14 protein-coding genes are annotated in these 10,003 nt (G+C 68.8%); 7 read left to right on the forward strand and 7 right to left on the reverse strand.

What is annotated here, in order from left to right:
* The first annotated feature begins 130 nt into the window (after positions 1–130).
* The 3 genes from C468_RS19100 to C468_RS07485 all read left to right on the forward strand — a co-directional run bounded on the left by C468_RS19100 (position 131) and on the right by C468_RS07485 (position 2,477).
* Positions 131–265 carry a hypothetical protein gene (locus C468_RS19100; RefSeq protein ID WP_008848283.1) on the forward strand — a complete coding sequence of 45 codons (135 nt, stop codon included), beginning with the start codon at positions 131–133 and terminating at the stop codon, positions 263–265.
* An 85-nt stretch (positions 266–350) separates the two neighbouring features.
* Positions 351–1,061 (forward strand): carbonic anhydrase, encoded by a 711-nt coding sequence (locus C468_RS07480; protein WP_008848284.1) that lies wholly within the window; start codon positions 351–353, stop codon positions 1,059–1,061.
* A gap of 135 nt (positions 1,062–1,196) precedes the next feature.
* The gene (locus tag C468_RS07485) at positions 1,197–2,477 is read left to right on the forward strand and encodes a PQQ-binding-like beta-propeller repeat protein (RefSeq protein ID WP_008848285.1); all 1,281 of its coding nucleotides are present in this window, start codon (positions 1,197–1,199) and stop codon (positions 2,475–2,477) included.
* A gap of 171 nt (positions 2,478–2,648) precedes the next feature.
* Here the strand turns inward: C468_RS07485 and ndk are convergent, their stop codons facing one another.
* From ndk to rpl7ae, 4 genes are read right to left on the reverse strand one after another with little or no spacing between them, the layout of a single operon-like run.
* Positions 2,649–3,128 (reverse strand): nucleoside-diphosphate kinase, encoded by a 480-nt coding sequence (gene ndk, locus C468_RS07490; protein WP_008848286.1) that lies wholly within the window; start codon positions 3,126–3,128, stop codon positions 2,649–2,651.
* Positions 3,129–3,317 (reverse strand): 50S ribosomal protein L24e, encoded by a 189-nt coding sequence (locus C468_RS07495; RefSeq protein ID WP_004046480.1) that lies wholly within the window; start codon positions 3,315–3,317, stop codon positions 3,129–3,131.
* A gap of 3 nt (positions 3,318–3,320) precedes the next feature.
* Positions 3,321–3,545 carry a 30S ribosomal protein S28e gene (locus C468_RS07500; protein WP_004046478.1) on the reverse strand — a complete coding sequence of 75 codons (225 nt, stop codon included), beginning with the start codon at positions 3,543–3,545 and terminating at the stop codon, positions 3,321–3,323.
* A 6-nt stretch (positions 3,546–3,551) separates the two neighbouring features.
* On the reverse strand, positions 3,552–3,914 hold the full coding sequence (gene rpl7ae, locus C468_RS07505; RefSeq protein WP_008848287.1) for a 50S ribosomal protein L7Ae: 363 nt from the start codon (positions 3,912–3,914) through the stop codon (positions 3,552–3,554).
* 289 nt (positions 3,915–4,203) lie between these two features.
* Between rpl7ae and C468_RS07510 the strand changes: the two genes are divergently transcribed.
* Positions 4,204–5,646 (forward strand): bifunctional metallophosphatase/5'-nucleotidase, encoded by a 1,443-nt coding sequence (locus C468_RS07510; protein WP_008848288.1) that lies wholly within the window; start codon positions 4,204–4,206, stop codon positions 5,644–5,646.
* Between the two features lie 53 nt (positions 5,647–5,699).
* Here C468_RS07510 and C468_RS07515 read toward each other — a convergent pair whose 3' ends face one another.
* The gene (locus C468_RS07515) at positions 5,700–6,017 is read right to left on the reverse strand and encodes a DUF5785 family protein (RefSeq protein ID WP_008848289.1); all 318 of its coding nucleotides are present in this window, start codon (positions 6,015–6,017) and stop codon (positions 5,700–5,702) included.
* A gap of 221 nt (positions 6,018–6,238) precedes the next feature.
* Between C468_RS07515 and C468_RS07520 the strand changes: the two genes are divergently transcribed.
* The gene (locus C468_RS07520) at positions 6,239–7,408 is read left to right on the forward strand and encodes a glutathione-independent formaldehyde dehydrogenase (protein WP_008848290.1); all 1,170 of its coding nucleotides are present in this window, start codon (positions 6,239–6,241) and stop codon (positions 7,406–7,408) included.
* Between the two features lie 57 nt (positions 7,409–7,465).
* Here C468_RS07520 and C468_RS18565 read toward each other — a convergent pair whose 3' ends face one another.
* Positions 7,466–7,633, reverse strand: a complete 168-nt coding sequence (locus C468_RS18565) for a hypothetical protein (RefSeq protein WP_008848291.1) — start codon at positions 7,631–7,633, stop codon at positions 7,466–7,468.
* Between the two features lie 159 nt (positions 7,634–7,792).
* Between C468_RS18565 and C468_RS18570 the strand changes: the two genes are divergently transcribed.
* Positions 7,793–7,945, forward strand: coding sequence for a hypothetical protein (locus C468_RS18570; protein WP_008848292.1), 153 nt, complete (start codon positions 7,793–7,795; stop codon positions 7,943–7,945).
* A 24-nt stretch (positions 7,946–7,969) separates the two neighbouring features.
* Here the strand turns inward: C468_RS18570 and C468_RS07525 are convergent, their stop codons facing one another.
* Positions 7,970–9,079 (reverse strand): CobW family GTP-binding protein, encoded by a 1,110-nt coding sequence (locus C468_RS07525; protein ID WP_008848293.1) that lies wholly within the window; start codon positions 9,077–9,079, stop codon positions 7,970–7,972.
* A 95-nt stretch (positions 9,080–9,174) separates the two neighbouring features.
* Between C468_RS07525 and C468_RS07530 the strand changes: the two genes are divergently transcribed.
* A complete protein-coding gene (locus C468_RS07530; RefSeq protein ID WP_008848294.1) occupies positions 9,175–9,642 on the forward strand; it encodes a hypothetical protein in 468 nt (155 codons plus the stop codon).
* The last annotated feature ends 361 nt before the right edge of the window (positions 9,643–10,003 follow it).

The raw sequence follows: 10,003 nt of genomic DNA on the forward strand, positions 1-10,003 counted from the left end.
TCCGTCGAGAGGTAAATGAAGCTTCCCTTCAGCGCCGGACAGAGACGCGGATCCGGTCGTCTCCGGCGCCGGCCCGAGCCGAGGGCCCTCGAGCGAAGCGTTCAAATCCCGTCGAACCGACCGAATTCGCATGAAAGACATGGAGTCGATCGTGCTCGACCAGGACGAAGAAGTCCTCGCGCCCGCGGTGGTGGTGGCGACGATCGCCCTCCTCGCCGTCTTCGTCGTCGGATTCCTCGTGCAGATCGTCGGCCTGGTCGTTTGATAGCCGCCCGGCCGGTCCGTCGCGTTCCGCTCCCGATTCTCGCCCTGTTCGCCTCCTTTTTAAACACGGGGGCGGGTCGACGGGTATGAACCGAGATCTCCTCGTCGATCTCCTCGACCGCAACGACGAACACGTCTCGTCCGCGGCCGCCGCCGACCTCGCCGCCCGTCGCGACGGCCAGCGTCCCCCGGTCGTCTCTGTCTGCTGTTCGGACTCCCGCGTCTCTCAGGAGGGCATGTGGGCGGTCGACCGCCCGGGGTTTCTGTTCACCGCCGGCAACATCGGCAACCGCGTGAGCGACCGGGTCGACGGCGAGCGCGTGCTCGACGGCAGCGTCGCGTACCCGCTCGCCTACACCGACACGGACGCGCTCGCGGTCGTCGGGCACACCGGGTGCGGCGCGGTCGGCGCGGCCCTCTCCGCGGTTCGGACCGGGGACCTCCCCAGGGAACCCGGGGTCAGGGCCGACGTGGAAGAGCTCATGCCGATCGTCGAGGCGGGCCTCGACGCGCTCGGGAGGGACGGCGAAACCGGGGCCGAAACGGCCGCCGAGGAGGGCCCCAGCGTCAGGAACCGGCTCGTCGAGTACAACGTCCACGAGCAGGTGGCGATCGCCCGCGAGACCGACGAGGCGGCCGACGCCGACGTGTACGGCTTCGTCTACGACTTCCACGGCGCGTACGGAGGTCCGGACGGCGCGGCGTACCTCGTGAACGTCGACGGCGAACGCGACCTCGACGCGCTCCGCGACCGCGTCGGCTCGGAGCACGCGGACCGCGTCGACACGCTCCTGTAGGCAGCTCTCCGCCGCCAGGCGTCCCCGCTCGGCCTCTCCGCCGCCAGGCGTCCCCGCTCGGCCTCTCCGCCGCCAACCCTGCCCGCCCCGCTGCATCCGACAGCGGTATCACGCCGCCGACCGAACCGAACGGTAATGGACCGCCGCGTTCTGTTCGCGAGTCTGATTCTGTTGGCCGGCGGCGCGACCGGTGTCAGCGTCGCGCTCTTCGCGTTCGTCGGCGTCGACGACGCGACGATCGACGCCGAAGTCGTCTGGGAGTCCGACCCCGTCGCGGGCGACGACGGCACCGGCGCGGTCGTCGCCACCATGGACGGCGACCCGCTCGTCCTCCAGTCGACGGTCGAGGACGAGACCCGGACGATACGGGCCACCGCGGTGGGCGGCGACGTGGAGTGGCGGACGGCGGTCGGGGAGGGCGGCGGGACCGGCGGCTCCGGGACCGACGGCACCGACGAGAGTACCGGCGCCGACCCCCCGGCGACGAGCGGGCTGGTCACCGGCGAGCTCGACGGCGCGGAAGCGGTCGCGTTCACCACTGAGACGGGCGCCCTCGTCGTCCTCGACCCGACCGACGGCACCGAGCGGGTCACCGTCGATCTGGGTGGTCCGGGCGGGCTCCGGCCCGCGATCGGCGACCTCGACGGGGACGGCGACGGCGAGGTCGCCGCGGTCACGACCGACGGACGAGTCCGAGCCGTCGACGCCTCCGGCGAGACGGTCTTCGAGACGGACCTCGACGCACCGGTAGAGCGGCGACCGCTCGCGGTCGACTTCGGCGCGGCCGGCGGCAGCGGTGACGAGGCAGGCGACGACGGCGACGAAATCGACCGCGGGCTCGCCGTCGCGACCGCGGCTGACGGCGACCACTCCATCAGCCTGCTCGACGCTGACGGCGAGGCGCAGTGGACGGCGACCCCGTCGGTCACGCCGCTGAGCTGGACCGCGGCGGACACGCGGAGCGGTCCGGTGCTCGCACTCGGCGGCGCGAACGGCAACCTGGAGACGATCGACGTCGCCGACGGCGGCAGCCGCTACGATGTCGGACTGCAGGACCTGCCCGTCACCGTCGGCGACGCGGACCCCGGTCGGGTGTACGTCGGCGGGAGCGGCAGCGTCTGGGCGGTCGACCTCCTCGACGGCGAAGTCGTCTGGAAACAGCAGTACGGCGGCGACACGCGAGTGAACGCGCCCGGCGTCGCCGACGTCGACGGCGACGGCTCCCCGGGTCCGGTCGTGGTGAACCAGAACGGGGGCGCGCTCGCGCTCAACCAGAACGGCGAGGCGATCGCCCGCGGCGACGTCGGCGGCGCCGTCGTGTACGCGGGGCCGCTGTTCGCGGACGCGACCGGCGACGGAAGCGCCGAGGTGCTCGTCGTCGCCGACGACGGCCGAGTCACCGCGCTGTCCGACTGACCGGGTCAGCGCTCCTCACGGACGATTTATGAGTCGCTACTGGGTCGGAACCCGTCCCAGTCTCCGAATTTCAGTGGCAATTTCACCGGAAACGAGGTGTGTCGGAATAGCTACCGCTCCCGAGCGCGGAACACGCGAAAACAAATACGAAAGCGGAAACCGCGTCGCCGTTCAGTGCTGCTCGTCCTCGTACACCCACGCGGCGGTGTCGAGGCCGTAGTCGACGAGCTCGTCCTCGTCGAAGAACAGGTCGATCTCGCGCTCGTTGGCGCCCTCGTCCTCGTGGTCCGACGCGTGGATCACGTTGTGGCCGAGGTCTAAGCCGAAGTCGCCGCGGATCGTGCCCGGGGCGGACTCGGCGGGGTCGGTCTCACCGACCATCGCGCGGACCTGTCGGGTCGCGTCCGCGCCCTCCCACACCATCGCGAAGACGGGGCCGGAGGTGATGAACTCGACGAGGCCGTCGAAGAACGGCTTGTCCTCGTGCTCGCCGTAGTGCTCGTGGGCGAGCTCCTCGTCGATCCGCATGAACTTGCCGCCGACGAGCTTCAGACCGCGCTCCTCGAATCGGGAGACGATCTCACCGATGAGGCCGCGCTGCACGCCGTCGGGCTTGACCATCACGAAGGTGCGCTCGTCGTGGTGACTCATCTACTCGCCACCCTGATTGCGCCCTTCCTCGGTCCACTCGAGGTCGCGCGCCTCGCGGCCGAGGAAGTAGTTCTTCTCCGCCTTCGAGTCGACGAAGTGGAGGATCTGTCCGTCCTTCTTGACGTACATCGTGCCCGTGCCGGGCTCGATCTCTTCGCCGGTGTAGTCGCAGGTGCGTGTCTCGACCATTGGTTATCGCCCTCCGATGGAGTCGGCGTCGCGCTGGGTCTCCCGGAGCTGGAGCACGTCGCCCATGCGGACGGGGCCCAGGACGTTCCGGGTGATGATCCGGCCCTGGTTCGATCCTTCCTGGATGCGGCATTTGACCTGCATGGCCTCGCCGTGCATCCCGGTCTTGCCGACGACCTCGATGACCTCCGCGGTCGTCGAGTCGCCGGTGCCCTCTTCTGCGCTCATGGGTGGTTATCGGAGCTCCGCGACCTTCTCGCCGATGTCCTCGACGTCGTCGTCGGCGTCGCCGGCGTCGACGACGGCGGCGGCGGCCGAACCGACTTCGAGACCGGCGGCGTGGCCGACTTCGTCCTGGGTGTCGACGAAGACGACCGGGATGCCCTTCTCCTCGGCGAGTTCGGGGAGGTGCATCACGATCTCCTCGGGGGAGACGTCTTCGGCGACGATGACGAGGTCAGCGTTGCCGCGTTCGACGGCCTTCGTGGTCTCGTTGGTTCCTTTCTTCACGGTACCGGTGTCTCGGGCGACCTCGAGTGCCTCGAGCGATCGCTCGGCGAGGTCGGCTGGGGTGTCGTAGTCTACGTAAACGGGCATGTGTTATTCACCTGTCCTCCGTGCGGGCTCGCGTGTCCGTCCCGTGGTCGGTCCCTATCGGAACGGCACATCATCAACCCCACAGAGGCTGTGACCCGACGTAGTCCGGACACCCATAAAAGCGCTTTCAATGTCCTGCGCGTGTGCGAGCGGGGATCACGGGGCTCTCGCCGTCGCTCGACGCCTCGTCACCGGACCACCGCCAATCCGACCGCGTCGAGCCGATCGTCGACCGTCGCTGCGACTCCGCGTTTTTTAAGCGTCGGTCGCCCGTTCGTTCCGACATCGAATGGTCCGTCTCGTTCACTACTCCGATATCGAGAACGTCTTCGACGCCCCCGAACGGGCCGCCCGCCTCGCCGGCCGGATCCGCGACCTCTCCGGTCCCGACGCCGCCGTCGTCGCCACCGGCGACACCACCGCTCCCGGCGTCCTCTCGCTGGTCGCGACCGGTCGGCAGATACTCGACTTCTACGCCGCGACCGACACGCTTCTCGACACGTTCGGCAATCACGAGTTCGACTACGGCCCGGACCCCCTCCGCGGGCTCGTCGACGACGCCACCGCGACGTTCGTCTCCGCGAACGTCCGCGACGAGAACGGCGACCCCTTCGGCCGCGACGAGGGCGTCGTCCCGTGGACGGTCCGCCCGATCGACGGCGCAACCGTCGGATTCGTCGGCGTCACCGACCCCGCCACCGACTCGCTGAACCCGATGGCTGCCGAGCTCTCCTTCGACGAGCCCGTCGCCGCCGCGCGGAACGCGCTCGCCCAGATGCACGCCGATGTCGCGGAGCGCGGCGACGAGCTCGATTACGCCGTCGTCCTCTCGCACCTCGGTGCGGGCGACGGCGACCTCGCTCGCGAGCTCGACGTCGACGTGGTCCTCGGCGGCCACGTCCACAGCCCGCGCAACGAGCGCGTCGCGGACACCCTCTTGGTCCGCCCCGGAGTGAACGGCGAGTCCGTCGTCGAGGTCACTCTCGGTGGGGCGGGGAGCGCCGAGGCGGGGAACGACGACGAGCCCCCGGTCCCCACCGCGACACTCCACGAGCCCGACGGCGCCGACCCCGTCGACGGGCTCGAGGCCGCGCTCGAAGAGCGGATGGCCGCCGCGGATCTGGACGAGGTCGTCGACCGCGTCGACGACCCGATCGAGCGGACCGGTCCGGTCGTTCACGGCGGGGAGTGCCGCGTCGGCAACTTCGTTGCGGACGCCTTCCGCTGGGTGCTCGACGCCGACGTGGGGCTCTCGAACGCCGGCGGGCTCCGGCAGGGCGACCCGTGGGTCGGCGGGGTGACGAAGGCGGACCTGATCAGCCTGATCCCGTTCGAGGAGCCGGTTGCGCTCGCGTCCGTTACCGGTGCCGAGCTGCGCGACGTGCTCCGCGAGATGGCCGCGCCCGACGTCGACTTCGGCGAGGACCACTGGTGGCACGGCCACGTCTCGAACGCGCGGGTCGTCTGGGACGCCGACGCCGAGCTGATCCTGGAGGCCACCGTCGGCGGCGAGCCGATCGACCCCGACGCGCGCTACACGGTCGCCGTCTCGGAGTACCTGCTGCACTCCGACCACGAGTTCCCGACGCTCGCGCAGCGACACCGGGTGGACGAGGCCGACATCCAGTACGAGGTGCTGGCCGACTACGCCCGCGAGCGCGGGATCGACCCGGAGGTCGAGGGCCGGATCGAGATCCGCAACCGGGAGGCGGTCGCGGGCGAGAGCCGGTGAGAGCCGGCGGCTCGGGAGGGCGTGCGAACCGGCGCTGAAAAGAGGGACGCGGCTCAGGCGCTCCCGTCGACGAACTGCTCGGCGCCCTCGTAGAACCAGTAGCCGTTCTCGCGCATCGCGCGCCCGAGCTCTTGGTGGAACTCGACGAAGTCCGCGAACTCCTCTTTGTCGACGTTCTCGAAGATCTCTTCGACGGAGACGACCGTCTCGAAGTCGATCCGGATCGGGTGATCCCCGTACTGCTCGACGTAGTCGGCGGCCGACAGCGGGAAGTCCTCCTCCTCGTCGATCTTCTTCGCGAGCACCGCGTGCCCGTACTGCCGCATGCCCTCGCTCCCCTGTTCGCCGTCGGGGTCGTGTGGCCAGTCCATACCTCCCGGTTCCTCGGGGCCGGCCATAGTCATTACGGAAGCTAGACCGAACTCGGGCGGTTCGCTCGGTGGATCGACCGAAGCGGCCGCGCCCCTCGTCGCCCGCGAGAGCCGGCGCACGACTCGACAGGTAATTAAACTATTACTCAATTTATTAACAGTATACTATAACGTAAAAACATTTAGAATACTCGGCATCGATCGTTCACTCGGATCACACCATGAGAGCAGTCGTATATCAGGGCCCGTACGACGTGGCCGTCGAAGAGGTAGATGACCCGCAGATCGAACATCCGAACGACGTCGTGGTCGACATCACGACCTCGTGTATCTGCGGCTCCGACCTCCACATGTACGAGGGTCGGACCGCGGCGGAAGAGGGGATCGTGTTCGGCCACGAGAACATGGGCATCGTCTCGGAGGTCGGCGAGGCCGTCTCGACGCTGGAAGAGGGGGACCGCGTCGTGATGCCGTTCAACGTCTCCTGTGGGTTCTGTCAGAACTGCGAAGAAGGGTACACCGGCTTCTGTACCAACGTCAACCCCGGCTTCGCGGGCGGCGCGTACGGCTACGTCGCCATGGGCCCGTATCCGGGCGGACAGGCCGAGAAACTGCGCGTCCCGTACGCCGACCACAACGCCCTGAAACTCCCCGAGGGACGGGAGCACGAGGACGCGTTCTCGCTGCTCGCGGACATCTTCCCGACCGGCTGGCACGGCACGGAGCTGGCGAACCTCCAGCCCGGCGAGTCGGTCGCCATCTTCGGGGCCGGCCCGGTCGGGCTGATGGCCGCCTACAGCGCGAAGATCAAGGGCGCGGCCGAGATCTACGTCGTCGACCAAGTGCCGAGCCGCCTCGAACTGGCCGAGGACCATTGCGACGCCACCGCCATCGACTTCTCCGAGGGCGATCCGGTCGACCAGATCATCGAGGAACACGGCGGGATGGTCGACAAAGGGGTCGACGCCGTCGGGTACCAGGCGACCGACCCCGAGGACGTCGACACCGACACCGAGGACTACTCCTACCAGCCGGCCAAGGAGAACCCGGCGGTCGTGATCAACAACCTCATCCGCGTCGTCCGACCGACCGGCGAGCTCGGCATCCCCGGTCTGTACGTGCCGGAGGACCCGGGCGCGCCCGACGACATGGCCGCACAGGGCCGACTCGGGATCGACTTCGGGAAGTTCTTCGAGAAGGGGCTGAAGTGCGGAACGGGTCAGTGTAACGTCAAGTCGTACAACCGGTACCTCCGCGACATGATCATCGAGGGACGCGCGGACCCGAGCTGGGTCGTCTCGCACCGCGTCAACCTCGACGAGGCGCCGGAGATGTACGAGGCGTTCGACGCCCGCGAGGAGGGCGTCACGAAGGTCCTGCTCGAGCCCTGAACCGCCGAGGCTTCGCCTCGCCGTCGCCGGTCCGAATTTTTCAACCCCCGACGGTCGTCACGCCCGGAGCCACGCCTTCGGGTGTTCCGCCCGGAGGTGCGACTGGTACCGAGAGATGAGCTCCGGATACCCGTCGGCGACGCAGTGCCAGCCGCAGTGCTCACAGCGCCGTTCGACCGCTTCGTCGTCGCTCTGGACGTGTCCGCCTCGCCTGTATGTAACCATAGTGAGATTCTTTGCGGCCGATCCGCGTCGATAGGTACCATATGTCTCGAACCCGGTTCACTCTGTCGGCGGCGACGAAGACGCGCTCTCGCCGGCGCTCGCGAGGCCGGACCCCCGACCGCCGAAACCGGTATGTCGGTTCCGGGCGTTTCGGCCCGTATGTGCAAGTACTGTAACTGGGCCTTCCACGACGGGTGGGGCGAACTGCTGAAGTACGACGACGTCTACCAGTCGGCGGTCGGCGCGGAGACCGAGTCGACGCACGGGTTTCACGAGGAGTGGGACGACCTGCAGTCAGAACTGGGTATCTGACGCGGACCGATCGGCCGGGCCGGGTCAGAGCGGGAAGGCCTCCGCGCTCTCGACCGCGTCCGGGTCCGCCGCCGCGAGGTCGTCGAGCTCCCCGCGGATCCGCGCTTCGTCCATTTCACTACCGATGAACACGAGCCGCGTACGCCGGTCGCCGTCTGGGCTCCACTCGCCGATCGGCCCCGCCTGTACCGAGGGGCCGGCCTGGCTCACGCCGATCACCTCGTCGGTGCCCGCGACGTTCGCGACGCCCTTCGCCCGCACGACGGCGCCGTCCCAGTCGTCGAGCCACGCCGCGAACGGCTCCGGGTCGAGGGCGTCGGCGGAGCGGTAGACGAACGAGTCGACGCCGTGGGCCGCGGCGGCGCCCTCGGCGTGGTCGTGGTGATCGCCCGCCGATTCCTCCTCCCCCTCGCTCTCGGCGATCGCGCGCTTCCAGCCCGGCGACCGCTTGGCGGTCTCGAAGTCGAACCGACCGGTGTCGAGCACGTCGTCCGGGTCCACCTCTGAGTAGCTGGTCCGGATCCGCGTAGCCCGCGGCCCGAGCCGGTCCGCGACCGACTCGATCTCGTCGAGCACGTCGTCGGGGACCATGTCCGTCTTGTTCAACACGAGGACGTCGCAGAACTCGATCCCCTCGACGAGCACGTCGGCGAGGGGGCGGTCCGCGGCCGGCTCCCCGTCGCCCGGGAGGCTCTCGCCCGCGTCGAACTCCTTCCAGAACCCGTAGGTGTCGAGGACGGTCACCATCGTGTCGAGCCGGAAGCGTTCCGTCGGGTCGATCTCGGAGTCCTCGGTCCCCTCGGTGAACGCCCGCGCGATCGGGATCGGCTCGGAGATCCCCGACGACTCGACGAGGAGGTAGTCGAACTCCCTCGATTCGGCGAGCGCGGCCGCCTCGCTCAGCAGGTCGTCCTGCAGCCGACAGCAGATGCAGCCGTTCGAGAGGTCGACGATCCCCTCCTCGTCGTTCTCGCGCGCGACGAGCTCGGCGTCGACGTTCACCTCGCCCATGTCGTTTAAGATGACGGCGATCCGCCTGTCGCCGGGGTTCGCGAGCAGGTGGTTCACCATCGTCGTCTTCCCGGCGCCGAGGTAGCCGCTGAGGACGGTGACGGGAATTCGATCGTCGCTCATACGTGTTACCGTGAGACGTGCCATCTGTATGAAACGATCGATCAGGTGGTTCTACTGATACAAAGCTTACACCGACCGCCGGGCGGTTCTCCCGTATGCTCCGCCGAGCCCTCCTCGCGACCGCGACCGCCGTCTCGACCGCTTCCCTCGCTGGCTGTTCGGTGCCGCCGTGGGGCGACGACCCGGAGAGTATCGACGGCGCCGAGGTGACGCTTCGCCGCGAGCACACCGGCGAGTTCCGGTCCGCGGAGCCGGGACCACAGGACGCCGCGGAACTGCACCGAGCGCTCGACGCGGATCCGGCTCGGATCACGGTCAGAGGGCGTCTGCTCGACGGCTCGCGCGAGTGCTACCGCGTCGCGCTGGTCGAGGCGGAACCGGCCGACGCCGCCCTCCGACTCCGGTTGACGACGGAAGACGACCCCGACTACGAGGAGAGCGGATGCAGCGACATCGGTCAGGACCACCCGTACGAAGTCGACGTCGAGTTCGACGAGGCGTCGGTCGCCGAGCGAGTCGAAGTCCGGCACGGCGACGAGATGGTGCTCGACGAGCGGGTCTGATCGGCAGAGAAATGACGGAATCGAGCTCACGCATTTATAAGAATTCGGCAGCGGCGCGTGCCTGCGAGGCCGCCCCGCGGCCGAGCAGCACGCGCGAGGGAGTCGGTCACTCGGAGCGAAGCGGAGAGTGACCGACGAGGTTGGGGGGGTGTGAGGGGCGGTCGCGGTGCGGGCGGGACTCAAAGGGGCAGTCGCGAGGGCGAAGCACGGCGACGGAAGCACCGCAGGGAGCGAGTGAAACGAGCGACTGAGGAGCGCACCGAGTCGCGCGAGTCCTCGCGACTGGGGCTTCGGAGGTCTTCACCGTCGATCCACTGTCGACCGCTTATAAGCGAGCGACTGGGGCTTCGGAGGTCTTCAC

Source organism: Halorubrum kocurii JCM 14978, assembly GCF_000337355.1.
Lineage (GTDB): Archaea > Halobacteriota > Halobacteria > Halobacteriales > Haloferacaceae > Halorubrum > Halorubrum kocurii.

What these genes read in the sequence shown, in the direction of transcription:
- C468_RS19100 (WP_008848283.1), top strand. Translation starts at nt 131, where the DNA reads ATGAAAGACATGGAGTCGATCGTGCTCGACCAGGACGAAGAAGTCCTC.
- C468_RS07480 (WP_008848284.1), top strand. Translation starts at nt 351, where the DNA reads ATGAACCGAGATCTCCTCGTCGATCTCCTCGACCGCAACGACGAACAC.
- C468_RS07485 (WP_008848285.1), top strand. Translation starts at nt 1,197, where the DNA reads ATGGACCGCCGCGTTCTGTTCGCGAGTCTGATTCTGTTGGCCGGCGGC.
- ndk (WP_008848286.1), bottom strand. Translation starts at nt 3,128, where the DNA reads ATGAGTCACCACGACGAGCGCACCTTCGTGATGGTCAAGCCCGACGGC.
- C468_RS07495 (WP_004046480.1), bottom strand. Translation starts at nt 3,317, where the DNA reads ATGGTCGAGACACGCACCTGCGACTACACCGGCGAAGAGATCGAGCCC.
- C468_RS07500 (WP_004046478.1), bottom strand. Translation starts at nt 3,545, where the DNA reads ATGAGCGCAGAAGAGGGCACCGGCGACTCGACGACCGCGGAGGTCATC.
- rpl7ae (WP_008848287.1), bottom strand. Translation starts at nt 3,914, where the DNA reads ATGCCCGTTTACGTAGACTACGACACCCCAGCCGACCTCGCCGAGCGA.
- C468_RS07510 (WP_008848288.1), top strand. Translation starts at nt 4,204, where the DNA reads ATGGTCCGTCTCGTTCACTACTCCGATATCGAGAACGTCTTCGACGCC.
- C468_RS07515 (WP_008848289.1), bottom strand. Translation starts at nt 6,017, where the DNA reads ATGGACTGGCCACACGACCCCGACGGCGAACAGGGGAGCGAGGGCATG.
- C468_RS07520 (WP_008848290.1), top strand. Translation starts at nt 6,239, where the DNA reads ATGAGAGCAGTCGTATATCAGGGCCCGTACGACGTGGCCGTCGAAGAG.
- C468_RS18565 (WP_008848291.1), bottom strand. Translation starts at nt 7,633, where the DNA reads ATGGTTACATACAGGCGAGGCGGACACGTCCAGAGCGACGACGAAGCG.
- C468_RS18570 (WP_008848292.1), top strand. Translation starts at nt 7,793, where the DNA reads ATGTGCAAGTACTGTAACTGGGCCTTCCACGACGGGTGGGGCGAACTG.
- C468_RS07525 (WP_008848293.1), bottom strand. Translation starts at nt 9,079, where the DNA reads ATGAGCGACGATCGAATTCCCGTCACCGTCCTCAGCGGCTACCTCGGC.
- C468_RS07530 (WP_008848294.1), top strand. Translation starts at nt 9,175, where the DNA reads ATGCTCCGCCGAGCCCTCCTCGCGACCGCGACCGCCGTCTCGACCGCT.